Source organism: Pseudomonas sp. NPDC089407 (genome assembly GCF_044900445.1).
In the GTDB taxonomy this organism is placed as follows: Bacteria; Pseudomonadota; Gammaproteobacteria; order Pseudomonadales; family Pseudomonadaceae; genus Aquipseudomonas.
This window is the reverse complement of the sequence record NZ_JBJDNB010000006.1, coordinates 156,308-179,409: the sequence shown is the minus strand read 5'-3', so window position 1 is coordinate 179,409 and position 23,102 is coordinate 156,308. Positions and strand designations below refer to the sequence as shown.

The window sequence follows — 23,102 nt, the reverse complement described above, 5'->3', positions numbered from 1 at the left end:
GGCCCCGGCAATTTCAAGGCTTACTCAGCACCAGAAGCCAAGGCCCATAACTACGCACCTCGCCCCCATGCGGCCGGATCACCGCACGCAAGGCCGCCTCAGGCCGCCGCAGGTCATACACCCCGGTCACCCGCTTGGCGGCCAAGGCATCGTCCCGCAGCAGCACCTCGCCCTGCAGGTAGCGCGCCAGCGCCTGCACCAGCTCGGCCACCGTCTGGTCGTCAGCAATCAACTGCCCCTGCCGCCAGGCCGCCGCTTGCGTCGGCACAAAGGCCCGTAGCTGCACCTGCCCATCGACATACCGCAGCCGTTGCCCAGCCGTCAGTGCCGGGGCCAGCACCTGCGCAGCGTCAGTGTCCTCGACCCGTACCGAGCCATGCTGCACATCCACCTCTACCCTGCCCGGCCGCAGCTCGACGTTGAACGCGGTGCCGGTCACCGTCACCTGCACGTCATCGGCACGCACATGGAAGGGCTTGGCTTTGTCGGGCTTTACCTCGAAGAAGGCCTGGCCAGCCAGCAGCTTCACATCCCGATGATCGCCGCTGTAGTCCACTGCAATGGCCGAGTCGCTGTCCATCTGCACCACGCTGCCGTCAGCCAAGGTGATGTCGCGGGTTTCGCCCGGGGCGGTGCGGTAGTCGGCCTGCAGGCGCAGGCTCAGGGAGGGCGCTATCGCGATCATCAGGCAGGCAGCCACTGCGGCGCCGAGCCACCAGCGGCGGCCACGGCGCGTGGGGAGCTGCACCACTTCGGCCTTGGGCCAGTGTTCGGTAGTGCTCGGCGCCAGTTGCCCGGTGAGCTGCCACACGCGTTCAGCCTTACGATAGGCCTCGGCATTGGCCGTATCGCCCGCGCACCATTGCTCGAACGCCTCGCGCAGCTGCGGGTCGTGCGGGGCCTGCTGCAGGCGCAGGAGCCAGTCCATGGCCTGCTCGCGGCGGCTGGCTGTGAGGTCTGCTGACGTCATGTCGGGCATGGCTCCTGGTGGCTGGGAGGCGCGAATGGCCGCGAAGGGTCGCACAGAGTCGCCCGGTTCGGCAAAAGACGCGGCAGCCTGGCGTTTTTTCACAGGTCGTCCTCCAGGCGTGCCATGCAATGGCTGAGGGCGTCGCGCACCAGTTGGTGCACCAGGCTTACCGAAACATTCAGGTGGCTGGCCACTTCTTGCAGGGTATGGCCGCCCAGGCGGTGCATCTCGAATGCGATGCGGGTGCGCAGCGGCAGTTCTTCCAGGGCGCGGCTGATGGCGCTGAGTTCGTTCTGCTGGGTGACGGCCTGTTCGGGCGACGCATTGCTGGAGGGCAGCTCGGCGAGAATCTCGTCACCGCCGGGCTGGGCTTTTTCCGTGGCACTGCGGCGGGTCTGGTCGAGCGCCAGGTTGCGCACGATGCGGTACAGGTAGCTGGCCGGGTGGCGGATATCGGTATCGTCCTGCTGGCGGCTGAAGCGTAGCCAGGCTTCCTGCACCACGTCTTCGGCGCGGGCACGGCAACCGACGATCGGCGCGGCATAGTCGAGCAATGCCGCCCGGTGGGCCAGGTAGAGCTGGAGTTTGTCGTCCGCCACGGGGTGGTATGCCAAAGTGTTTCGGGGCGGCGATGTTACCTGCAGTCGAGAATCATTATCAACAGGTAAAGGTATGTGCCTGGGCCGGCCTCTTCGCGGGTTAACCCGCTCCCACAGGGATTGCACAAGTTTCGAAGGCTGTGCAATGCCTGTGGGAGCGGCTTAAGCCGCGAAGCAGGCGACGCGGTGTCAGAGCCTCACACTGGCAAAGGTCGACTCGTTGCGCGCCTGGCTCAGGGCCGCCATCGGCCCGCTGTGCGGCGACAGGGTCATGGCTTGCGGGATCGGCATCATCGCCACCTGCTGCGCAGTGTTGGAACCCACGCGCTCGTCACGCGGCGGAATGCCGAAGTACTCGCGGTAGCACTTGGAGAAGTGCGGGGTCGACACAAAACCACACACCGAGGCCACTTCGATGATCGACATCGGCGTCTGCTTCAGCAGCTGCCGCGCACGGATCAGGCGCAGCTTCAGGTAGTAGCGCGACGGCGAGCAATGCAGGTACTTCTGGAACAGGCGCTCGAGCTGGCGTCGCGACACCGACACGTACACCGCCAGTTCGTCGAGGTCGATTGGCTCTTCGAGGTTGGCTTCCATCAGCGCGACGATTTCCTGCAGCTTCGGCTGGTTGGTGCCGAGCATGTGCTTGAGCGGCACGCGCTGGTGGTCTTGTTCGTTGCGGATACGTTCGTAGACGAACATCTCGGAGATCGCTGCCGACAGTTCGCGGCCATGGTCGCGACTGATCAGGTGCAGCATCATGTCCAACGGCGCAGTGCCACCGGAGCTGGTGAAGCGGTTGCGGTCGAGGGTGAACAGGCGGGTGCTCATGTTTACCCGCGGGTAGGCTTCCTGCATGGCCGCCAGGCATTCCCAGTGCACGCTGCAATCAAAACCATCGAGCAAGCCGGCACAAGCCAGCGCCCAGCTGCCGGTGCACACGGCACCCAGGCGGCGCGACTGACGGGCCTGGGCCTGCAGCCAGGTAACATGTTCGCGGGTAACGGTGCGCTGGATACCAACGCCACCGCAGACGATCACGGTGTCGATCGGTGGCGCGCTATGCATCGCCGCGTCGGGGGTGATCTGCAAACCATCGCTGGCCCACACCTGGCCGCCATCGACGGTCAGCGTGTGCCAGCGGTACAGCTCGCGGCCGGAGAGCTGGTTGGCCATGCGCAGCGGCTCGACGGCCGATGCCAGGGAAATAAGGGTGAAATTGTCCAGAAGAAGAAACCCGATGGACTGGGGTGCTGTGCGGTTCTGGGTTGGATTCCCGGAGGTGTACGACGTCATCGCGATTTCTCCTCACACAAATGCAGGGTGTGCCTCAGGCGGGCACTGATTTCTTGTTATTACCCCGATTTCGTGTGCCGGGGCTTGGTGGCCAATCTCAACGCAAACGCCGTGCCTGAAATTGAACGGCTATCCAAAAAAACCTGAAAACGACGCCTTTGTTTGGCAAATCAGGTGCTTTGATCGGGTTGGCCAAGTTTCGCAAAACGGCGTACTAGGCGCCGTGCGTGTAACTGCTGAGCAATTTGGTGACACGCGCAGTGTAAGTTGCCCAGAAACGACACTCTTGAGTGTCACCGACAACGCCAACACTGATAACGACACCCGACGATCGGTATGCGTCGCGTTGCACCATAAAGGAGCATGGAAGTTGGGCTGGAGCCATGTAGGCGCGGTATTGTGTCGCGATCGGGCCGCGAAGCGGCCCCAGGATTTCTGCTGTCATGAAAAAAATGCTGGGGCCGCTTTGCGGCCCGATCGCGACACAAGGCCGCTCCTACAAATCCGCGCAGGGCTTATGTAGGTCTATCAACATTCAATGGCGCTGACCGCCAGGCCACCGCGCGAGGTCTCTTTGTACTTGTCGTGCATGTCGGCCCCGGTATCGCGCATGGTGCGGATCACCTGATCGAGGGAAATGAAGTGCTCGCCATCACCACGCAGGGCCATCTGCACCGCGTTGATGGCCTTGACCGCAGCGATCGCGTTGCGCTCGATGCACGGCACCTGCACCAACCCGCCAACCGGGTCGCAGGTCAGGCCAAGGTTATGTTCCAGGGCGATTTCCGCCGCATTTTCCAACTGCGGCGGCGTTGCACCCAGCACTTGCGCAAGGCCGGCAGCAGCCATGGCACAGGCCGAACCGACCTCACCCTGGCAGCCCACTTCAGCGCCGGAAATCGACGCGTTCTTTTTGCACAGAATGCCAACCGCCGCAGCGCCCAGGAAGAAGTCGGTCACGCTCGACTCGTCCACCGCATCGCTGAACCGCATGTAGTAGTGCAGCACTGCCGGGATGATGCCCGCCGCGCCATTGGTAGGCGCGGTGACCATGCGCCCGCCAGCGGCGTTTTCTTCGTTGACCGCCAGGGCGAACAGGTTGACCCACTCCATGGCGCTCATGGTCGAGCCAATCACGTTGGGCTTGCCGATTTCCTGCAGGCTGCGGTGCAGCTTGGCGGCGCGGCGGCGCACGTTCAGCCCACCGGGCAACGTGCCCTCGTATTTCAGGCCGTTGTTGACGCAGTCCTGCATGGCTTCCCAGAGCTTGCGCAGGCCGGCGTGAATCTCTGCCTCGCTGCGCCAGACCTTCTCGTTGGCCATCATCAATTGCGACACGCTGAGGTCGTTTTGCTTGCACAGCTGCAGCAGTTCGGCGGCGCTGTTGAAGTCATACGGCAACACCGTCTGGTCGGCGTCCAGTACGCCACTGGCGGCCTGTGCCGCATCGACCACGAAACCGCCACCCACCGAGTAGTAGGTGTCGCGGTGCAACTCGCCCAGCTCGCCTTCGGCAATCAGGGTCATGGCGTTAGGGTGGTACGGCAGGTTCTCGTCCAGCAACAGCATGTCGCGGGCCCAGACGAACTCAATGGGCAGACGCCCGTCCAGCTTCAGGGTATTGGTTTCGCGCAGGTCGGCGATGCGCGGCACGATCTGGGTCGGGTCGATGGCGTCCGGCCAGTCGCCCATCAGGCCCATGATGGTGGCGTTGTCGGTGCCGTGACCGATACCGGTGGCCGACAGCGAGCCATACAGGCGCACCTCGATCCGCCTTACCTGCTCCAGCTCGCCGCGCTCACGCAGCCCCTGGACGAACAGGGCGCCAGCCCGCATGGGGCCGACGGTGTGGGAGCTGGAAGGCCCGACACCGATCTTGAACAGGTCGAACACGCTGATGGCCATTGTCGATTCACCTCTTGCTGGGCTTGTCTGTGCGCGTCATGCGCACGGCGGGGTAACTGCTAGGCTCAAGCAGGGCCGCCTTGAATTGCCTGCATCATCGGGCTTTTACCGGCCCCCTCGCCGTCTGCAACCGACGCCATTTTGTCCAGCAGCGCCGCACTATTTTGCTCAGGGAGCTACGCAGGGAGCGCGCCCGCCACGCCGTTTTACAGCGGCCTGGTGACGCAAAAATGCGGCCGAGGGGGTGGAAAAATCCATAAGCGACATCGCCCGTACTGGATACGACCCGTTCCGTACTGGATACGACCCCACCAGTAGGCGATTGCCCGGCGCTGGAGGATTATCGAAAGCGACTCGTAAAGCACGGCCACGCAACCTGCCCTCTGCAGGCCTGGTCGACCGGACCCTCAGAACGCCCGGCGACCCACGCGAACCCGAAGACAAAATCACAGGAGTCCATCCATGAAAGGTTCACCCTCGCTGTTGTTGGCTGCGTTGTTGTCTGCGCCGCTACTGGCCCAGGCCGCCGAACCCGAGCAATGCCAGACGGTACGCTTCTCGGATGTCGGCTGGACCGACATCACGGTCACCACGGCGACCACCAGCGTTGTGCTCGAAGCCCTGGGTTACAAGACCCACACCACCATGATCTCGGTACCGGTGACCTACAAGTCGCTGGCCACCGGCAAGGACCTGGACGTGTTTCTCGGCAACTGGATGCCGACCATGGAGAATGACATCAAGCAGTACCGCGACGCAGGCACGGTGGAGACCGTGCGCGCCAACCTGGAAAACGCCAAGTACACCCTGGCCGTGCCCCAGACGCTGTATGACAAGGGCCTGAAGGATTTCAGCGACATCCCCAAGTTCAAGAAGGAACTGGACGGCAAGATCTACGGCATCGAGCCCGGCAACGATGGCAACCGCACCATCCAGAGCATGATCGACAAGAACGCCTTCGGCCTGAAGGACGCCGGTTTCAAGATCATCCAGTCCAGCGAAGCCGGCATGCTGTCGCAGGTCGACCGTGCACAGAAGCGTGGTGAAGCGCTGGTGTTCCTCGGTTGGGAACCGCACCCGATGAACACCCGCTTCAAGATGCAGTACCTGACCGGCGGGGACGATTTCTTCGGCCCCGACTTCGGCAAGGCGACCGTGTTGACCAACACCCGCAAGGGCTATGTGCAGGAGTGCAGCAACGTTGGCCAGCTGTTGAAGAACCTGTCGTTCGAGCTCAAGGATGAAAGCACCATGATGGGCTATGTCCTGGACGACAAGATGAAACCAGAGGCCGCTGCCAAGAAATGGCTCAAGGACAACCCAGGCAAGCTGGACGCCTGGCTGGCCGGCGTTACCACTGTGGATGGCAAACCCGGCCTGGAGGCGGCCAAGGCCAAGCTCACGCAATAACGAAATACGCAATAGCGCTACCTCGGGGCAGGACCGTGCCTGCCCCGGGTTGATTTCAATCTATGCAGGTGGAAGCTCGCTATCATGCTTATCGATCAGAAAATACCCTTGGGCCAGTACATCGCGTCGTTCGTCGAATGGCTGACCCAGAACGGCGCTGAGTACTTCGACGCCATCGCGCAAGGCCTGGAGTTCATGATCCACGGCGTCACCAGCGCCCTGACGTTCTTCAACCCATTCGTACTCATCGCCCTGTTCGCCGCCCTGGCGCATTTCATCCAGCGCAAGTGGGCGCTGACCGCCTTCGTCGCCCTGTCGTTCCTGCTGATCCTCAACCTGGGGTACTGGCAAGAAACCATGGAAACCCTCGCCCAGGTGACCTTCGCCACCGTGGTCTGCGTGGCCATCGGCGTGCCGCTGGGCATCGTCGCCGCGCACAAGCCGATGTTCTACACCGCCATGCGTCCGGTACTCGACCTGATGCAGACGGTACCCACCTTCGTCTACCTGATCCCTACCCTGACCCTGTTCGGCCTGGGCGTGGTGCCGGGGCTGATTTCGACCGTGGTATTCGCCATTGCCGCGCCGATTCGCCTTACCTACCTGGGTATCTGCGACGTGCCGCAAGAGCTGATGGACGCCGGCAAGGCGTTTGGCTGCTCGCGGCGCCAGCTGCTGACCCGTATCGAACTGCCGCACGCGATGCCCAGCATCGCCGCTGGCGTCACCCAGTGCATCATGCTGTCGTTGTCGATGGTGGTGATTGCCGCCCTGGTCGGCGCTGACGGCCTGGGCAAACCTGTGGTCAACGCACTGAATACCGCCGATATTTCCCTGGGCTTCGAAGCGGGCCTGGCGATCGTGCTGCTGGCAATCATGCTCGACCGTATCTGCAAGCAACCGGAGCTGCCGGTAAGGGGTGAAGCATGAGCATCATTCGTTTCGAAGACGTCGACGTCATCTTCTCCAACAAGCCGCGCGAGGCACTGGCGCTGCTGGACAAGGGCCAGACCCGCGAGCAGATCCTCAAGCAGACCGGCCTGGTGGTCGGCGTCGAAAAAGCCAACCTGGACATCCAAAAGGGCGAGATCTGCGTGCTGATGGGCTTGTCCGGTTCAGGCAAGTCGAGCTTGCTGCGCTGCATCAACGGCCTCAACACCGTCAGCCGCGGCAAGCTGTTTGTCGAACATGAAGGCAAGCACATCGACATTGCCCACTGCACCCCGGCCGAGCTGAAGATGATGCGCACCAAGCGCATTGCCATGGTGTTCCAGAAGTTTGCCCTGATGCCTTGGCTGACGGTGCGCGAGAACATCAGCTTTGGCCTGGAAATGCAGGGCCGCCCGGAAAAGGAACGGCGCAAGCTGGTCGACGAAAAGCTGGAGCTGGTGGGCCTTACCCAGTGGCGCAACAAGAAACCGGACGAATTGTCGGGCGGCATGCAGCAGCGCGTGGGCCTGGCCCGGGCGCTGGCGATGGATGCCGACATTCTGCTGATGGACGAACCGTTCTCGGCCCTCGACCCGCTGATCCGCCAGGGCTTGCAAGACGAACTGCTGGGGCTGCAAGCCAAGCTGAGCAAGACCATCGTGTTCGTCAGCCACGACCTGGACGAGGCGTTGAAGCTGGGTAGCCGCATCGCGATCATGAAGGACGGGCGGATCATCCAGTACAGCAAGCCGGAAGAAATCGTGCTGAACCCGGCCGACGAATACGTACGTACCTTCGTCGCCCACACCAACCCGTTGAACGTGCTGTGCGGCCGCAGCCTGATGCGTAGCCTGGACAACTGCAAGCGGGTCAATGGTTCGGTGTGCCTGGACCCGGGTGGCGATTCGTGGCTGGACCTTGGCGAAGGCAACTCGATCAAGCGCGCACGCCAGGGGCAGAACGGGCTGGAGATGCAGAACTGGGTGCCGGGGCAATCGGTGGAAGGGCTGGGGCGCAGGCCTACGCTGGTGCATGCGGATATCGGAATGCGAGAGGCGCTGCAGATTCGTTACCAGACCGGCAACAAGCTGGTGCTGCAGGAGAACGACAAAATGGTCGGGATTCTGGGGGATACCGAGCTTTATCACGCACTGCTCGGCAAGAACCACGGCTGATGGAATTGGAGCCGCGTTGCGGCCCATCGCGACACAAGGCCGCTCCTACAGGGGAACGCGTAACCACCTGGTAAACGCGTATCCCTGTAGGAGCGGCCTTGTGTCGCGAAAGGAGGGCAAAGCCCTCCCAGCAATGGTTCAGCGAACGACGATCCCGCGCGAAGCCATATAGGCCTTGGCCTCCGGCACCGTGTACTCGCCAAAGTGGAAGATACTGGCCGCCAGCACCGCGCTGGCATGCCCTTCCAGAATGCCGTCGGCCAGGTGCTGCAGGTTACCCACACCCCCCGAGGCAATCACCGGAATCCCCAGCGCATCACTGATGGCGCGGGTAACCCCCAGGTCGAAGCCATTCTTCATGCCGTCCTGGTCCATGCTGGTCAGCAGGATCTCGCCAGCCCCCAGGCCTTCCATCTTCTTCGCCCACTCCACGGCATCCAGCCCGGTCGGCTTGCGCCCACCGTGGGTGAAGATTTCCCAGCGCGGTTCTTCACCCGGGCCAGACACCTTCTTGGCGTCGATGGCAACAACGATGCACTGCGAACCGAAACGGTCCGCCGCCTCACCCACGAACTCCGGGTTGAATACCGCCGCCGTGTTGATCGAAACCTTGTCGGCACCGGCATTGAGCAGGTTGCGGATGTCCTGCACGGTGCGCACACCACCGCCCACGGTCAGCGGGATGAACACCTGGCTGGCCATGCGCTCGACGGTATGCAGGGTGGTGTCGCGGCCATCCACGCTGGCGGTGATGTCGAGGAAGGTGATTTCGTCGGCACCTTGCTCGTTGTAGCGACGGGCAATTTCCACCGGGTCGCCGGCATCACGGATGTTCTCGAACTTGACGCCCTTGACCACCCGGCCGTTGTCCACGTCCAGGCAAGGGATGATGCGTTTGGCTAGAGCCATGAACTTCTCCTGGCACTTCAAGCTACAAGCTGCAAGCTACAAGCGGCAAGGGAACAGCAGATCGCAGTCCGCTTTTCTCTTGCAGCTTGAAGCTTGAAGCTTGAAGCTGCTTTTCAGTAGTTGTCGCAGAAGGCCTGGGCCTCGGCGACATCGAGGGTGCCTTCGTAGATGGCACGGCCGGTGATGGCGCCAACGATGCCCGGGGCCTTGGCGTCCAGCAGGGCCTTGATGTCACCCAGGTTGTGGATGCCGCCCGATGCGATCACCGGAATGCGCGTGGCTTCGGCCAGGGCTTTGGTGAAGGGTACGTTGCAGCCTTGCATCATGCCGTCCTTGGCGATGTCGGTGTAGACGATCGCCGAGACGCCATCGGCCTCGAAACGCTTGGCCAGGTCGATAACCTGCACCGAGCTGACTTCGGCCCAGCCGTCGGTGGCGACGAAGCCGTCCTTGGCGTCCAGGCCAACGATGACCTTGCCCGGGAAGGCCTTGCACGCTTCGGCGACGAATTCTGGCTGCTTGACCGCCTTGGTGCCGATGATCACGTAGCTGACGCCGGCCTTGACGTAGTGCTCGATGGTTTCCAGCGAGCGGATGCCACCGCCGATCTGGATCGGCAGGGTGGGGTAGCGTTTGGCGATGGCGGTGACCACTTCACCGTTGACCGGCTGGCCTTCGAAGGCGCCGTTGAGGTCGACCAGGTGCAGGCGGCGGCAGCCACCCTCGACCCACTTGGCGGCCATGCTCACCGGGTCGTCGGAAAATACCGTGGAGTCTTCCATGCGGCCCTGGCGCAGGCGCACGCAAGCACCGTCCTTCAGATCGATAGCGGGGATAATCAGCATCTTGGGAACCTGTCTGTTCTTGGGGTTTCAGGGCTTCTCGAGCGCCCACAGATCGCTTTCGATGCTCTCGAACCGCTCCTTGAGGTGCAGCTGAACATCGGCAATCGCCCTGTTGTAGTAAAGGGGTGCAATTTCTTTGCTGAACAGCTCAAGGACCTCGGCCACCTCGAACGACCCCAGCTCCAGCTCGAAACGGTCTTCGAGAAAGCGCTTGAGCGTGTGCAACGCGTCACGCTCCTGTTCGGGGGCCAGGGTAAGGACCGGGGCCTTGGTCTTTGACTTGCTCATTTACCAGCGCCCGTCCCAGGCGACGAAGTTCTGCAGCAGCTGCAGGCCATGGGTATGGCTCTTCTCCGGGTGGAACTGCACGGCAAAGCGCGAGCCATCGGCCAGCGCCGCGGCGAAATCGACGCCGTAGTGGCCGCGGCCGACCACCTGGCCCGGCTTGCCGGCATTGATGTAGTAGCTGTGCACGAAGTAGAAGCGTGCGCGGTCAGGGATGTCGTGCCACAGTGGGTGGTCGATAGCCTGGCTGACTTCGTTCCAGCCCATGTGCGGCACCTTCAGGTGCTCGCCGCCTTCTTGCAGGTCTTTGCCGAAGAAGCGCACTTGGCCGGGGAACAGGCCGATGCAGTCGACGCCGGTGTTTTCCTCGCTGTGCTCCAGCAGCGCCTGCATACCTACGCAGATACCGAGGAACGGGCGGTCCTGGCTGACTTCACGCACCAGGCTGTCGAAGCCCAGGCGGCGGATTTCAGCCATGCAGTCACGAATCGCGCCTACGCCCGGGAACACCACGCGGTCAGCTTCGCGAATGACCGCGGCATCGCTGGAGACCAGCACTTTACCGGCACCTACGTGCTCAAGCGCCTTGGCCACCGAGTGCAGGTTGCCCATGCCATAGTCGATTACGGCTACCGTCTGCATTTACAGGCACCCTTTGGTGGACGGCATCTGGCCGGCCATGCGCTCGTCGAGGGTGACAGCCATGCGCAGCGCGCGGCCGAAAGCCTTGAACACGGTTTCGATCTGGTGGTGGGTGTTGTGGCCACGCAGGTTGTCGATGTGCAGGGTCACCAGGGCGTGGTTGACGAAGCCCTGGAAGAACTCCTGGAACAGGTCGACATCGAAGCCGCCGACGCTGGCACGGGTGTACGGCACATGCATCTGCAGGCCCGGGCGGCCGGAGAAGTCGATGACCACGCGCGACAGCGCTTCGTCCAACGGCACATAGGCGTGGCCGTAGCGGAAGATGCCTTTCTTGTCACCGATGGCCTGGGCGAATGCCATGCCCAAGGTAATGCCGACGTCTTCGACGGTATGGTGATCGTCGATATGCGTATCACCCTTGCACTCGATATCAAGATCGATCAGCCCATGGCGGGCGATCTGGTCCAGCATGTGTTCAAGAAAAGGCACACCGATATCGAATCGGGCCTTGCCACTGCCATCGAGGTTGATCGAGCACTTGACCTGGGTTTCCAGGGTATTGCGCTCGACGGAAGCCTTACGTTCGACCATCACCAGCTCCGCAAAATCATTGGGCGAAAAGGGCTCCATTATAGGCCCAGAACGCGCCAGCTTGAAACGCGGATGACATATGGCAAAGCGAGGAATTACGGGGGCTGGATGCTGCTACAAGTCTATACAACTGCGTAATGGCGGCTCTTTGTAGGAGCGGCCTTGCGTCGCGAAGGGCTGCGCAGCAGCCCCAGGGTCCATACGTACACGCTGAACCCCTGGGGGCTGCTGCGCAGCCCATCGCGACACAAGGCCGCTCCTACAAATGATCGCGTGAACGCTAGGGCCTGGCTGTATCACGCATCAATGGAACAGCACCGCCGTCTTCTGCAGGGTAATCCACACCCCCCAGGCCAACGGCACAACCACCACCGCCCAGGCCAGCAGCACCAGCGGCAGGCTGCCTGGCGCCGCTTTCCACTCCAGCGAGCGCGCTCCATCGGCACCCTTGTCATGGCTCAAAGCCCGCTCAGCCGCCAGCTCGGCATCGCTCATGAAGTGTTTATCGGCAACCGGCCGCACCAGCATGTTGCAGATAAAGCCCAGCACCAGCAGCCCGGCGAGGATGTACAAGGTCATGTCGTATGCCGCCGCACGCTCCACGCCCGCCGCCAGTTGAGACTCTCGCAGGTAGGTGATCAGCACCGGCCCCAATACCCCCGCCGCCGCCCAGGCAGTCAGCAAGCGACCATGAATGGCACCGACCATCTGCGTGCCGAACAGGTCGGCCAGGTACGCCGGCACCGTGGCAAAGCCACCACCATACATCGACAGAATGATGCAGAACGCCGCCACGAACAGCGCCACGTTGCCCAGGTGGCCCATGTTCGGCACCAGGCTGTACAAGCCCACGCCCAGGGCGAAGAAGGCGAAATAGGTGTTTTTGCGGCCGATATAGTCGGAGAACGACGCCCAGAAGAACCGCCCGCCAATGTTGAACAGGCTCAGCAGGCCAGTGAAACCGGCGGCGATCGCGGCAATCTGCGCCAGCTGGGCAGTGTTCAGTTGGCTGAAGGTCAGTTCGTTACCCAGCAGCTTGCCGGCGAACACTTCCTGCAGCAGCGGCGAGGCCATGCCGAGAATGCCGATACCGGCCGACACGTTCAGGCACAGCACCAGCCAGATCAGCGCGAACTGTGGGGTTTTCCAGGCCACGCTGACGTGCACGTGGCGGTCGGTAACCATGGTGTTGCCGGCTTTCTTCAGCGGGGCGGTCCAGCCTTCAGGCTTCCAGCCGGTCGGCGGCACGCGATAGGCCAGGGCGCCAGCGGTCATGAACACGAAGTAGATCGCCGCCATGGCGACGAAGCTCTGCCATACACCCACTTCGTGCTCGTTGCCGAAATGCCCCATCAGCGCGGTGGCCAGCGGTGCGCCAACCATGGCCCCGCCGCCGAAACCCATGATTGCCATGCCGGTGGCCATGCCGCGCTTGTCCGGGAACCACTTGATCAGGGTCGACACAGGCGAGATATAGCCCAGGCCCAGGCCGATACCGCCGATGACCCCGGAACCCAGCCACATCAGCCACAGCTGGTGGGTTTTAACGCCAATGGCCGAAATCAGCATGCCGCCACACCAGCACAGTGCCGAGACCAGGCCGGCCTTGCGCGGCCCGGCGTGTTCCAGCCAGCCGCCCAACACGGCCGCCGAGCAACCGAGGAAGACGAAGAACAAGGTGTAGATCCAGCTCAGCATCGAGATCGGCCAGTCGCACTCGGCGCTGAACATGCGAGCCATGAAGCCCATGTCCGCAGCGCAAGCGACGGGGGCGGTAATACCGAGGGCTTGCGACAAAGGCAGCCAGAACACCGAGAAGCCATAGGCCATGCCGATGCACAGGTGAATGGCCAGGGCCGCTGGCGGGACCAGCCAGCGGTTAAAGCCCGGGCGGGCGATGATGCGCTCCTTCGACAGGAAGCCTGGCGCACTGGCCAAGGTACCCGTCGCGACGGTACTGCTCATGGGTTTGATCCTTTCTTATAGGGTGAGGGCAGGCAAAGCGGCGCAAGGGTAGCAGCATCAAGTGACATGAAAGCAATCTGATATCGTTCATTTTTGCTCGGCTGAAACGGTCATGTGGCCTGTACCGGCCTTATCGCCGGCAAGCCAGCTCCCACAGGTCCTCCTCAGACCTTGAAAAAAGCGGGACCTATGTGGGAGCTGGCTTGCCGGCGATAGGGCCAGTACAGGCAAAACATTCGGAACAAGCAAAACCATGGCTGTCGAAAGCCGTACCATCTGCTGCAAGCATAGGAAATGTCCTGCTTCTCTTGTCGAATACGCAGGGACTTACACGGCGGCGCTATACTCAGCCGCTTGAATTTCAAATCGGACTACAAGGACTCGCCCATGAAAGCGTTCGGCAAAATCCTGGGACTGGGGCTTCTCGGGTTGCTGCTGATCATCGTGGCGCTGGGCTTCGCCCTGACCCACCTCTTCGATCCCAACGACTACAAAGACGAGATTCGCCAGCTGGCACGCGACAAGGCGCACGTCGAACTGACCCTCAACGGTGACATTGGCTGGAGCCTGTTCCCGTGGCTGGGCCTGGAGCTGCACGAAGCCAGCATCGCCACCCTGGCCAAACCCAAAGAGCCGTTCGCTGACCTGCAGATGCTGGGCCTGTCGGTACGGGTACTGCCATTGCTGCGCCGCGAAGTGCAGATGAGCGATGTGCGCGTCGAAGGCCTGAACCTGACCCTGGTGCGCGACGAACAGGGCCATGGCAACTGGGAAGACATCGGCAAGCCACTGCCCGCGGAAAACGGCGCAGCCACCGACGCACCGGCCCAGGCGCCTGCCGAGCAGAAGCCAGCGACTGCCGATGGCAACGACCGTGCCGTCAAGCTGGACATCGACAGCCTGACCGTGAACAACGCCCGGGTGCAGTACACCGATGCCAAGACCGGCCAGAGCTACAGCGCCGAAAGCATCCAGCTGAGCACCGGGCCAGTCCATGAAGGCGCGAACATCCCGCTCAAGGCCAGTGCTTTCATCAGTGCCAGCCAGCCAAACATCAAGGCCCGCACCGAGCTGGCCGGCGAACTGCGCTTCGACCGCAAGCTCAAGCGCTACAACTTCGAAGACATGCGCCTGTCGGGCGAAACCTCGGGTGAGCCTACCGGCGGCAAGACCGTCACCTTCGCCGCCCAGGGCCAGTTGCTGGTCGACCTGGCCGCCAATGTTGCCTCGTGGAGCGGTCTGAAAGTCTCGGTCAACCAGCTGCGCGCGCTCGGTGAACTGAACCTGCGTGACCTGGACAAGGCACCGCAGTTGAGCGGCGGCCTGTCCATCGCCCAGTTCAACCTGCGCACCTTCCTCGACAGCATCGGCCACCCGCTGCCGGCCACCAACGACCCAGCGGCCTTTGCCAAGCTGGAGCTGGTTACCCGCCTGCAGGGCACACCAAGCAGCCTGTCCCTGGAAGACCTGGCCGTGAAGCTGGACGACAGCACCTTCAGTGGCCGCGTGGCCGTCGAAGATTTCGCCAAGCAGGCCCTGCGCCTGCAGCTTAAAGGCGACACCTTCGACGCCGACCGCTACCTGCCGGCCAAGAGCGAACAAGCCAAGGGCGCCACCGCTGCGCGCCAGGCCGAGGTCAAGCAACAGGAAGCCAGCGCGGTGGCCGGTGCTGGCAGCTCACCGCTGCCTAATGCCCCGACCCAGGTGGCCTGGAGCGACGACAAGCTGCTGCCGGTCGACCGCCTGCGCGCCCTCGACCTGCAGGCCGAACTGGCCTTCGGCTCGCTGACCCTCGATAAACTGCCCATCGTCGATGCCCAGCTCAAAGCCATCAGCCAAGGCGGCCTGTTGACCCTGCAGACCCTGCGCGGCGGGCTGTACAACGGCACCTTCGAAGCCAAGGGCACGGTCGATGTGCGCCCTGCCGTGCCGCAACTGGGGGTGAATACCAACATCCAGCGGGTGCCGGTTGAGCACTTCATCAAGACCGAAGACAAGGACCAGGCGCCACCGGTCAAAGGCCTGCTGACCCTGACCAGTGATCTGACCGCCACCGGCAACAGCCAGAAGGCACTGGTCGACACGCTCAACGGCAGTGCAAACTTCACCATCAACGATGGTGTGCTGGTCAATGCCAACCTGGAACAACAACTGTGCCAGGCCATCGCCACGCTCAATCGCAAGACCCTGAGCGGCGAACCACGTGGCAAGGACACCCCCTTCCAGGAACTGCGCGGCAGCCTGGTGGTGCGCAATGGTGTTGCCAGCAACCCGGACCTCAAGGCACGCATCCCGGGCCTGACCGTCAACGGCCATGGCGACCTTGACCTGCGCGTGCTGGGTATGGACTACAACGTGGGCGTGATCGTCGAGGGCGACCAGCGTGCCATGCCGGACCCGGCCTGCCAGGTCAACGAACGCTATGTGGGCGTTGAAGTGCCGCTGCGCTGCCGCGGCCCGCTGGAACTTGGCGCCAAGGCCTGCCGCCTGGACCAGAATGGCTTGGGCAAGGTGGCGGCCAAACTGGCCGGCAACCGCCTGAAAGACAAGATCGACGAAAAGCTCGATGAAAAACTCGGAGACAAAGTGAGCCCGGAATTGAAAGACGCGCTCAAGGGGCTGTTCAAGCGATGAGCCCCGAGCAGTTCTCCAGCGCTGTGCTGGATTGGTATGACGAACACGGCCGGCACGACCTGCCCTGGCAACAAGGCATCACCCCCTACCGGGTGTGGGTGTCGGAAATCATGTTGCAGCAGACCCAGGTCAGCACCGTGCTGAATTACTTCGACCGCTTCATGCAGGCCCTGCCAACCGTGCAGGCCCTGGCCGAAGCGCCGGAGGACGAAGTGCTGCACCTGTGGACGGGCCTTGGCTACTACACCCGCGCGCGCAACCTGCAAAAGGCCGCAAAGATCGTTGTCGAGCAACATGGCGGCGCGTTCCCGCGCAGTGTCGAGCAGCTCACCGAGCTGCCTGGCATCGGCCGCTCCACGGCCGGCGCCATCGCCAGCATCAGCATGGGCATTCGCGCGCCGATCCTCGACGGTAACGTCAAGCGTGTGCTGGCCCGCTACACTGCCCAAGGCGGCTACCCCGGCGAGCCCAAGGTGGCCAACCAGCTGTGGGCCACAGCCGAGCGCTTTACCCCACTTCAACGTGCCAACCACTACACCCAGGCGATGATGGACATGGGCGCCACGCTGTGCACGCGCAGCAAGCCCAGTTGCCTGATCTGCCCGCTGCAGCGTGGCTGCGAAGCACACCTGCACGGCGAAGAAACCCGCTACCCCGAGCCAAAACCACGCAAGGCGCTGCCACAACGGCGCACGCTGATGCCGCTACTGGCCAACCACGAAGGCGCCATCCTGCTTTACCGACGCCCTTCCAGCGGCCTGTGGGGTGGTTTGTGGAGCCTGCCGGAACTGGACGACATCGCCCAGCTCGACGACCTGGCCTACCAGCACGGCCTGCGCCTGGCTGGCAGCCGCGCCATGGACGGCCTGACCCATACCTTCAGCCACTTCCAGCTGGCGATCGAGCCCTGGCTGGTGCGCGTCGATGCGCTGGGCGAGCACGTGGCCGAGGCCGATTGGCTCTGGTATAACCTCGCCACCCCGCCGCGCCTGGGCCTTGCCGCCCCGGTGAAAAAGCTGCTTAAACGCGCGGCTGACGAACTGATTGCAGGAGAAGCCCGATGACCCGTACCGTGATGTGCCGCAAGTACAAAGAAGAACTGCCAGGCCTGGAACGCCCGCCCTACCCAGGCGCCAAGGGCCAGGACATCTTCGACCACATCTCGGAGAAAGCCTGGGAAGACTGGAAAAAACACCAGACCATGCTGATCAACGAAAAGCGCCTGAACATGATGAACGGCGAGGACCGCAAGTTCCTGCAGGGCGAGATGGACAAGTTTTTTGCTGGCGAGGAATACGCCCAGGCGGAAGGCTACGTTCCACCCGCAGAATGACCCCACGAATCGTAAGCGACGGAATTAATTTAAAATTTTTTCAAAAAGTCGTTGACGGGCCGTCAGAAAATCTATTTAATTCACCTCGTCGCCCAGATAGCTCAGTCGGTAGAGCAGAGGATTGAAAATCCTCGTGTCGGCGGTTCGACTCCGTCTCTGGGCACCACCTTCAAGCTTCTGGTGGTTGCAAAGTTACCCGAAGCGACAACAAGAAACCCGCCTAGTGCGGGTTTTTTGTTGTCTGTAATTTTTGCTCAAGGTTTGGCAGCCAAGCAATTTTGCTGCCCAACCCAATAGCAGCCCTTATCCCACAGTGCGCGGCAGCACCTCGGCATGCAGCCTCACCCCAAGCGCCGCCATAACTTTCATAATGGTCGCCAGGCTCGGGTTACCTTCAGCAGACAGCGCCTTGTACAAGCCTTCCCGTGTAAGCCCGGTATCGCGTGCCAATTGAGCCATGCCACGGGCACGAGCGATATCGCCCAAAGCAGCTGCGAGCAACGTTGGGTCGTTTTCTTCCAGACAGGCTTCAAGATACAAAGCCATGTCCTCTTCCGTCTTCAAATGGTCTACAGCGTCCCATTTGGTCAGTTTGATATTTGCCACGAAGGCCTCCTAGAGGTCGCGAGCCAGCTTGAGAGCGGATTTGATATCCCTGGCCTGGCTAGCTTTATCGCCACCCGCCAGGAGGATGATCACTTCATAACCTCGCTGAACGAAGTACACCCGATAGCCCGGACCATAGTCGATCCGCAACTCGGACACCCCTTCAGCAACCGGCTTACAGTCCCCCATCACCCCAAGCTCAACTCGACGCAACCGGACGTTGATGCGGGCTTTCGCCCGCGAATCCCGCAAAGCAGCGAACCACCTTCGATAGGTTTCGGTTTGAATTAAAGTATGCATGGGAAAAATGTAAACCCCAGTTCACACTACAGCCAATTTGTAGCTGTTTCAAACTGTTTATGGGTACGCAGTTGACCAGCATCAAATGGCCAGCACTCACCAGATCTTAAGGTGGTGGATGGATATCCAAATCGACTTAACAAGGCCCGCCATGAGCGAAGAATCCCCCCTCCTGCTCCCCGCCCCAAGCGAACCCGCTATCACCCCCGCCCGCACGCGCCGCCCACGCCAGCGCAAGCCGGAGCCGACGATCACCAGCATCAGCCAGCAGCCTGCTGCACTGGAAGTGGCCACCGCCCCCAGGGGCAGCAACGAAGACAGCGCAAGGGCGCGACTGCCGGCCAGCTACCCGTACCGCACCCGCTTGCGCCGCCAGGAATACGAGAAGGCCAAGCATGAACTGCAGATCGAGTTGTTGAAGGTGCAAAGCTGGGTGAAGGAAACCGGCCAGCGCGTCGTGGTCCTGTTCGAAGGGCGCGATGCTGCAGGCAAAGGCGGCACCATCAAACGCTTCATGGAGCACCTCAACCCACGCGGTGCGCGCATCGTTGCACTGGAGAAACCTTCCGAGCAGGAACAGGGCCAGTGGTATTTCCAGCGCTACATCCAGCACCTGCCCACAGCGGGGGAAATGGTCTTCTTCGACCGTTCCTGGTACAACCGCGCCGGGGTCGAGAAGGTGATGGATTTCTGCACACCGCTGCAGTACCTGGAGTTCATGCGCCAGGCGCCGGACCTTGAGCGCATGCTGTGCAACAGCGGCATTCTGCTGTTCAAGTACTGGTTCTCGGTGAACCGCGAAGAGCAGCTGCGCCGCTTCATCTCGCGCCGCGACGACCCGCTCAAGCACTGGAAACTGTCGCCCATCGACATCAAGTCGCTGGGCAAGTGGGACGACTACACCCGCGCCAAGGAAGCGATGTTCTTCCATACCGACACCGCCGATGCGCCGTGGACGGTGATCAAGTCCGATGACAAGAAGCGTGCGCGGATCAACTGCATCCGGCATTTTTTGCATCAGCTGGATTACCCGGGCAAGGACCACAGCGTAGCGCATGCGCCGGATGCGCTGCTGGTCGGGCGAGCATCGCGGGAGTTCGAGGAGGATGAGCCGGTAGGCTTAGCCAGTTAGATTGCCGGGGCTGCTTTGCAGCCCATCGCAGGCAAGCCAGCTCCCACAGGTACAGCGCAATCCTCTGGGTCGGCACGCCCCCTGTGGGAGCTGGCTTGCCTGCGATGGGCCGCAGAGCGGCCCCCTTTGCGCGACACTTGGGTTTTCTGGGCAACTGCGTTTCAATACGCGCACTTTTCAAGCACACCCCAGGATTCCCCCATGGCCACCTCTACCAAGCAACAGAAACGCGCCAAACGCGCCGCCACCAAGGCCAAGCAGAACCGCATGGTACGCAGCGGCCAGGCAGTCAAGGCCAGTGCCGGTGACAGCGCCAGTGTCGAGCAGGTGTACAACAAGGCCATGGAGTCGGGCAGCTACGACGCGATGTTCAACAAGATGAAGGAAGCCCAGGAAAGCGGTGGCCTGGTGCCAATGATCTCGGTATTCCTGGTCGACCCGCTGCTGGCCCTGGTGCTCAAGGGGCACAAGGAAGAACACGCCACCGACTACATCGTGCTGGTGTTCAATGCCTACCGTAAGTGGCTGGATGGCGCGGACGAAGAGGCGACCATGGCCTGGCTGGAGAGCGATGAGTTCCAGGCAGCCTACGTGGCGGCTTCGGAGGCGGTGGCTAAGCAGCAGCAACAGCAGAAGCAGTTTGGCTAATAGGGCCAAGTAACCTGTTCTGGCCTATTCGCGGGTGAACCCGCGAAAGGGCCAGCACAGGCAACAAAAAAGGCCGCGCCCCTTCTCAGGACGCGGCCTTTTCATTACAGCCAGCGCGGATCAGTTATCCAGTGCCACCCGCCCGGCAGCTTCACGCTTGCGATGCACCAGCAACCCAGCCGCCACCACGCCAATGCTCAGCAGTGCCGTCGCGATGATCTCGGCACGGTGGTCCTCACGCAGCGCCATCACCACCAAAATGGCAACGATGAAGGCAATGGTCGCCCAGGTCAGGCCCGGGAACAGCCACATCTTGAAGGTGATCTTCTCGCCACGGGCTTCACGCTGGGCACGCATGCGCAGCTGCGAAATGGCAATCACCAGATACACCAGCAGGGCAATGGCGCCAGAGCTGGCCAGCAGGAATTCGAACACCTGCGCCGGGGCCACGAAGTTGGCGAATACACACAGGAACGCCGCGGCAGTGGACAACAGTACCGCCACATACGGGGTCGCCGCCTTGGTGGTGCGCTGGGCAATGGCCGGCGCGTCGCCACGCTTGCTCAGCGAGAACAGCATGCGCGAAGAGGTGTACAGCGCCGAGTTCAGGCAGCTGGTCACGGCGATCAGCACGACAATGTCGACGATCAGCTTGGCATTCGGCACGCCGATGCGGCTAAGCACAGTCTGGTAGGAGCCGGTTTCAGCCAGCGCCGGGTCGTTCCATGGCACCAGGGCCACGACCAGGAAGATCGATACCAGGTAGAACAGGCAGATACGCCAGATCACCGAGTTGGTGGCACGGCTGATCTGCTTGCCCGGGTCCTTGGACTCGGCGGCGGCGATGGTGACAATTTCAGTACCCATGAACGAGAACATGGTGGTCAACATGGCCGCCAGCACTGCACCCAGGCCATTAGGCATGAAGCCCTGGGTATCGAACAGGTGGCTGGCACCGCTTACCTGGCTGCTCGGTACAAAGCCGAACATGGCCGCGCAACCCACGGCGATGAAGCCGATGATCGCCAGCACCTTGAGCAAGGCAAACCAGAACTCGAACTCACCGTAGTTCTTCACGCTGCACAGGTTGGTCAGGGTCAGCGCCAGGGTAATGATGAGGGAGAAGGCCCACAGGTCAACCGCAGGGAACCAGGCATGCAGGATGGCCGCAGCCGCGTTGGCCTCCAGCGGAATCACCAGCACCCAGAACCACCAGTACAGCCAGCCAATGGTGAAACCGGCCCAGCGCCCGATGGCGCGGTCGGCATACGTAGAGAAAGAACCGGTGTCCGGCGAAGCGACCGCCATTTCACCCAGCATGCGCATTACCAGCACGACCAGCGTACCGGCAGCGGCGTAAGCCAGCAGCACGGCCGGGCCGGCCGCTGCGATGGCGTGGCCGGAGCCTACGAACAGGCCGGCACCGATAACGCCAGCGATGGACAGCATGGTCACATGCCGTTGCTTGAGCCCCTGAGCGAGGTCATTGGAATTGTTACCGCTCATTGAAACTACCTTTGTAAGGAGTGGACCACGCCGACTGCGGGAACAAAGCGCGCCAGGGGTTGGACCAGGCGTCGCTGCAATCGGCGGTTTCCTACTGGCAATTAGCGCGCCATGTGCTGAATGCATTCGTCAGAAAATTCTGCGGACCTTTTAGCATGCGGCTTGGAGGGCTTTCGGCCAAGCGCTGACCGAAAGGCCGCCAAAACATCGGATTACTGAAATACTCACTTACAAACGCACCAAAGGTGCTCCCCGGTAACACCCGTGCACCAACGCAATGCAGAAAAGTGCAACCTCGAGGTGCAACCCAAGAATCCATGAAGGTCTTTGCGGGTGAACCCGCTCCCACAGTTGGCGGCTGGCTTTGAGGTCAGGTTTAGGTCGCGAATGGTCTAAAACCGCTTCCCTGAGCCGGCCAAAGCTGGCACCATCGCGCCTTTTTTCATCAAGGCTCTGGTGCTGGGCGAGACCTTCGCGGACATCCGCGCGACGTTACGCTGTAGCGATGCGACAAACTGCCCCACCAGCGCACAGAGTCCCCGGCGACCCTGTTGGCCGTCATAATGCCGCTATGCTAGCTTGGCGCACGCCAGGAAGGCCGCCAACAGCTGGGAACGCACCCGAACACATGAGGACCGCACATGGCTCAGGCCACGCCCGCGCTGGAAATCCGCAATCTGCACAAACGCTACGGCGAGCAGGAAATTCTCAAGGGTATTTCGCTGACCGCTCGCGACGGTGACGTGATCTCCATCCTGGGGTCGTCCGGCTCCGGCAAGTCCACCCTGCTGCGCTGCATCAACCTGCTCGAGAACCCGCACCAGGGCGAAATCCTGGTGGCCGGCGAAGCCCTCAAGCTCAAGGCCGCCAAAAACGGCGACCTGATCGCCGCCGACAACCGCCAGATCAATCGCCTGCGCAGCGAAATCGGCTTTGTCTTCCAGAACTTCAACCTGTGGCCACACATGTCGATCCTCGACAACATCATCGAGGCGCCACGCCGCGTGCTCGGTCAAAGCAAGGCCGAGGCCATCGAAGCTGCCGAAGCGCTGCTGAACAAGGTCGGCATCTACGACAAGCGCCACAGCTACCCCGCCCAGCTTTCCGGTGGCCAGCAACAGCGCGCCGCCATTGCCCGTACCCTGGCCATGAAACCCAAGGTGATCCTGTTCGACGAGCCGACTTCGGCACTCGACCCGGAAATGGTCCAGGAAGTGCTTAACGTTATCCGCGCACTGGCCGACGAAGGCCGTACCATGCTGCTGGTAACGCACGAGATGAACTTTGCCCGCCATGTGTCCAGCGAAGTGGTCTTCCTGCACCAGGGCCTGGTCGAAGAGCAGGGATCGCCGCAACAGGTCTTTGAAAGCCCGACCTCGGCGCGTTGCAAGCAATTCATGTCCAGCCACCGCTAACGG

Annotated in this window: 22 protein-coding genes and 1 tRNA gene; 10 read left to right on the top strand and 13 right to left on the bottom strand. The window is 62.1% G+C overall.

What is annotated here, in order from left to right:
• Positions 1–13 precede the first annotated feature (13 nt).
• The 4 genes from ACI2KG_RS07320 to ACI2KG_RS07305 all read right to left on the bottom strand — a co-directional run bounded on the left by ACI2KG_RS07320 (position 14) and on the right by ACI2KG_RS07305 (position 4,770).
• A complete protein-coding gene (locus ACI2KG_RS07320) occupies positions 14–970 on the bottom strand; it encodes a FecR family protein (RefSeq protein WP_404661392.1) in 957 nt (318 codons plus the stop codon).
• A 98-nt stretch (positions 971–1,068) separates the two neighbouring features.
• Positions 1,069–1,569, bottom strand: coding sequence for a sigma-70 family RNA polymerase sigma factor (locus tag ACI2KG_RS07315; protein WP_404661405.1), 501 nt, complete (start codon positions 1,567–1,569; stop codon positions 1,069–1,071).
• A 189-nt stretch (positions 1,570–1,758) separates the two neighbouring features.
• Entirely contained in the window at positions 1,759–2,865 is a 1,107-nt protein-coding gene (locus ACI2KG_RS07310) for a GlxA family transcriptional regulator (protein ID WP_085625951.1), read from the bottom strand.
• 528 nt (positions 2,866–3,393) lie between these two features.
• A complete protein-coding gene (locus tag ACI2KG_RS07305; protein ID WP_404661391.1) occupies positions 3,394–4,770 on the bottom strand; it encodes an L-serine ammonia-lyase in 1,377 nt (458 codons plus the stop codon).
• Positions 4,771–5,232: 462 nt separating this feature from the next.
• Here ACI2KG_RS07305 and ACI2KG_RS07300 point away from each other — a divergent pair, with 462 nt between their 5' ends.
• The 3 genes from ACI2KG_RS07300 (at position 5,233) to choV (ending at position 8,285) form a co-directional block, all read left to right on the top strand.
• A complete protein-coding gene (locus ACI2KG_RS07300) occupies positions 5,233–6,180 on the top strand; it encodes a choline ABC transporter substrate-binding protein (RefSeq protein WP_404661390.1) in 948 nt (315 codons plus the stop codon).
• A gap of 81 nt (positions 6,181–6,261) precedes the next feature.
• Entirely contained in the window at positions 6,262–7,110 is an 849-nt protein-coding gene (gene choW / locus ACI2KG_RS07295; RefSeq protein ID WP_400738157.1) for a choline ABC transporter permease subunit, read from the top strand.
• Positions 7,107–8,285: a choline ABC transporter ATP-binding protein gene (gene choV, locus ACI2KG_RS07290; protein ID WP_400616823.1), complete on the top strand. Its 1,179-nt coding sequence runs from the start codon at positions 7,107–7,109 to the stop codon at positions 8,283–8,285. The genes choW and choV overlap by 4 nt, the downstream gene beginning before the upstream one ends.
• Before the next feature lie 138 nt (positions 8,286–8,423).
• Here the strand turns inward: choV and hisF are convergent, their stop codons facing one another.
• The 6 genes from hisF to ACI2KG_RS07260 all read right to left on the bottom strand — a co-directional run bounded on the left by hisF (position 8,424) and on the right by ACI2KG_RS07260 (position 13,525).
• Positions 8,424–9,194, bottom strand: coding sequence for an imidazole glycerol phosphate synthase subunit HisF (gene hisF, locus ACI2KG_RS07285; RefSeq protein WP_079226229.1), 771 nt, complete (start codon positions 9,192–9,194; stop codon positions 8,424–8,426).
• A gap of 113 nt (positions 9,195–9,307) precedes the next feature.
• Positions 9,308–10,039 carry a 1-(5-phosphoribosyl)-5-[(5-phosphoribosylamino)methylideneamino]imidazole-4-carboxamide isomerase gene (hisA, locus tag ACI2KG_RS07280; RefSeq protein ID WP_404661389.1) on the bottom strand — a complete coding sequence of 244 codons (732 nt, stop codon included), beginning with the start codon at positions 10,037–10,039 and terminating at the stop codon, positions 9,308–9,310.
• Between the two features lie 27 nt (positions 10,040–10,066).
• A complete protein-coding gene (locus ACI2KG_RS07275; RefSeq protein ID WP_201202159.1) occupies positions 10,067–10,327 on the bottom strand; it encodes a DUF2164 domain-containing protein in 261 nt (86 codons plus the stop codon).
• Positions 10,328–10,966 carry an imidazole glycerol phosphate synthase subunit HisH gene (gene hisH, locus ACI2KG_RS07270; protein WP_404661388.1) on the bottom strand — a complete coding sequence of 213 codons (639 nt, stop codon included), beginning with the start codon at positions 10,964–10,966 and terminating at the stop codon, positions 10,328–10,330.
• Entirely contained in the window at positions 10,967–11,560 is a 594-nt protein-coding gene (gene hisB, locus ACI2KG_RS07265) for an imidazoleglycerol-phosphate dehydratase HisB (protein WP_009682881.1), read from the bottom strand.
• 303 nt (positions 11,561–11,863) lie between these two features.
• Positions 11,864–13,525, bottom strand: coding sequence for an OFA family MFS transporter (locus tag ACI2KG_RS07260; protein WP_400616814.1), 1,662 nt, complete (start codon positions 13,523–13,525; stop codon positions 11,864–11,866).
• Between the two features lie 387 nt (positions 13,526–13,912).
• On the opposite strand from ACI2KG_RS07260, the gene ACI2KG_RS07255 reads away from it, so the two are divergent.
• From ACI2KG_RS07255 to ACI2KG_RS07240, 4 genes are all read left to right on the top strand, one after another.
• A complete protein-coding gene (locus ACI2KG_RS07255; protein ID WP_404661387.1) occupies positions 13,913–16,159 on the top strand; it encodes an AsmA family protein in 2,247 nt (748 codons plus the stop codon).
• On the top strand, positions 16,156–17,223 hold the full coding sequence (gene mutY, locus ACI2KG_RS07250) for an A/G-specific adenine glycosylase (RefSeq protein WP_404661386.1): 1,068 nt from the start codon (positions 16,156–16,158) through the stop codon (positions 17,221–17,223). Before ACI2KG_RS07255 ends, mutY begins: the two co-directional genes overlap by 4 nt.
• Positions 17,220–17,492 carry an oxidative damage protection protein gene (locus ACI2KG_RS07245; RefSeq protein WP_201202165.1) on the top strand — a complete coding sequence of 91 codons (273 nt, stop codon included), beginning with the start codon at positions 17,220–17,222 and terminating at the stop codon, positions 17,490–17,492. The genes mutY and ACI2KG_RS07245 overlap by 4 nt, the downstream gene beginning before the upstream one ends.
• A gap of 90 nt (positions 17,493–17,582) precedes the next feature.
• Positions 17,583–17,658, top strand: a tRNA-Phe gene (locus tag ACI2KG_RS07240).
• Positions 17,659–17,795: 137 nt separating this feature from the next.
• Here the strand turns inward: ACI2KG_RS07240 and ACI2KG_RS07235 are convergent.
• Both ACI2KG_RS07235 and ACI2KG_RS07230 read right to left on the bottom strand, forming a co-directional pair.
• Positions 17,796–18,098, bottom strand: coding sequence for an addiction module antidote protein (locus tag ACI2KG_RS07235; protein WP_404661385.1), 303 nt, complete (start codon positions 18,096–18,098; stop codon positions 17,796–17,798).
• A gap of 9 nt (positions 18,099–18,107) precedes the next feature.
• Positions 18,108–18,398, bottom strand: a complete 291-nt coding sequence (locus tag ACI2KG_RS07230) for a type II toxin-antitoxin system RelE/ParE family toxin (RefSeq protein ID WP_201202169.1) — start codon at positions 18,396–18,398, stop codon at positions 18,108–18,110.
• A 151-nt stretch (positions 18,399–18,549) separates the two neighbouring features.
• On the opposite strand from ACI2KG_RS07230, the gene ppk2 reads away from it, so the two are divergent.
• Both ppk2 and ACI2KG_RS07220 read left to right on the top strand, forming a co-directional pair.
• Complete coding sequence (gene ppk2 / locus ACI2KG_RS07225) at positions 18,550–19,530, top strand: polyphosphate kinase 2 (protein ID WP_404661384.1); 981 nt, start codon at positions 18,550–18,552, stop codon at positions 19,528–19,530.
• Positions 19,531–19,731: 201 nt separating this feature from the next.
• Complete coding sequence (locus ACI2KG_RS07220) at positions 19,732–20,178, top strand: hypothetical protein (RefSeq protein WP_400616795.1); 447 nt, start codon at positions 19,732–19,734, stop codon at positions 20,176–20,178.
• 120 nt (positions 20,179–20,298) lie between these two features.
• Here the strand turns inward: ACI2KG_RS07220 and gabP are convergent, their stop codons facing one another.
• The gene (gene gabP, locus ACI2KG_RS07215; RefSeq protein WP_404661383.1) at positions 20,299–21,684 is read right to left on the bottom strand and encodes a GABA permease; all 1,386 of its coding nucleotides are present in this window, start codon (positions 21,682–21,684) and stop codon (positions 20,299–20,301) included.
• Between the two features lie 641 nt (positions 21,685–22,325).
• Here gabP and ACI2KG_RS07210 point away from each other — a divergent pair.
• Positions 22,326–23,099, top strand: coding sequence for an ABC transporter ATP-binding protein (locus ACI2KG_RS07210; protein ID WP_400616789.1), 774 nt, complete (start codon positions 22,326–22,328; stop codon positions 23,097–23,099).
• Positions 23,100–23,102: the final 3 nt, after the last annotated feature.

Bases quoted from the DNA above. Each gene is read 5' to 3' on its own strand.
- ACI2KG_RS07320 (WP_404661392.1), bottom strand. From the start codon at position 970: ATGACGTCAGCAGACCTCACAGCCAGCCGCCGCGAGCAGGCCATGGAC.
- ACI2KG_RS07310 (WP_085625951.1), bottom strand. From the start codon at position 2,865: ATGACGTCGTACACCTCCGGGAATCCAACCCAGAACCGCACAGCACCC.
- ACI2KG_RS07305 (WP_404661391.1), bottom strand. From the start codon at position 4,770: ATGGCCATCAGCGTGTTCGACCTGTTCAAGATCGGTGTCGGGCCTTCC.
- ACI2KG_RS07300 (WP_404661390.1), top strand. From the start codon at position 5,233: ATGAAAGGTTCACCCTCGCTGTTGTTGGCTGCGTTGTTGTCTGCGCCG.
- choV (WP_400616823.1), top strand. From the start codon at position 7,107: ATGAGCATCATTCGTTTCGAAGACGTCGACGTCATCTTCTCCAACAAG.
- hisF (WP_079226229.1), bottom strand. From the start codon at position 9,194: ATGGCTCTAGCCAAACGCATCATCCCTTGCCTGGACGTGGACAACGGC.
- hisA (WP_404661389.1), bottom strand. From the start codon at position 10,039: ATGCTGATTATCCCCGCTATCGATCTGAAGGACGGTGCTTGCGTGCGC.
- ACI2KG_RS07275 (WP_201202159.1), bottom strand. From the start codon at position 10,327: ATGAGCAAGTCAAAGACCAAGGCCCCGGTCCTTACCCTGGCCCCCGAA.
- hisH (WP_404661388.1), bottom strand. From the start codon at position 10,966: ATGCAGACGGTAGCCGTAATCGACTATGGCATGGGCAACCTGCACTCG.
- hisB (WP_009682881.1), bottom strand. From the start codon at position 11,560: ATGGTCGAACGTAAGGCTTCCGTCGAGCGCAATACCCTGGAAACCCAG.
- ACI2KG_RS07260 (WP_400616814.1), bottom strand. From the start codon at position 13,525: ATGAGCAGTACCGTCGCGACGGGTACCTTGGCCAGTGCGCCAGGCTTC.
- ACI2KG_RS07255 (WP_404661387.1), top strand. From the start codon at position 13,913: ATGAAAGCGTTCGGCAAAATCCTGGGACTGGGGCTTCTCGGGTTGCTG.
- mutY (WP_404661386.1), top strand. From the start codon at position 16,156: ATGAGCCCCGAGCAGTTCTCCAGCGCTGTGCTGGATTGGTATGACGAA.
- ACI2KG_RS07245 (WP_201202165.1), top strand. From the start codon at position 17,220: ATGACCCGTACCGTGATGTGCCGCAAGTACAAAGAAGAACTGCCAGGC.
- ACI2KG_RS07230 (WP_201202169.1), bottom strand. From the start codon at position 18,398: ATGCATACTTTAATTCAAACCGAAACCTATCGAAGGTGGTTCGCTGCT.
- ppk2 (WP_404661384.1), top strand. From the start codon at position 18,550: ATGAGCGAAGAATCCCCCCTCCTGCTCCCCGCCCCAAGCGAACCCGCT.
- ACI2KG_RS07220 (WP_400616795.1), top strand. From the start codon at position 19,732: ATGGCCACCTCTACCAAGCAACAGAAACGCGCCAAACGCGCCGCCACC.
- gabP (WP_404661383.1), bottom strand. From the start codon at position 21,684: ATGAGCGGTAACAATTCCAATGACCTCGCTCAGGGGCTCAAGCAACGG.
- ACI2KG_RS07210 (WP_400616789.1), top strand. From the start codon at position 22,326: ATGGCTCAGGCCACGCCCGCGCTGGAAATCCGCAATCTGCACAAACGC.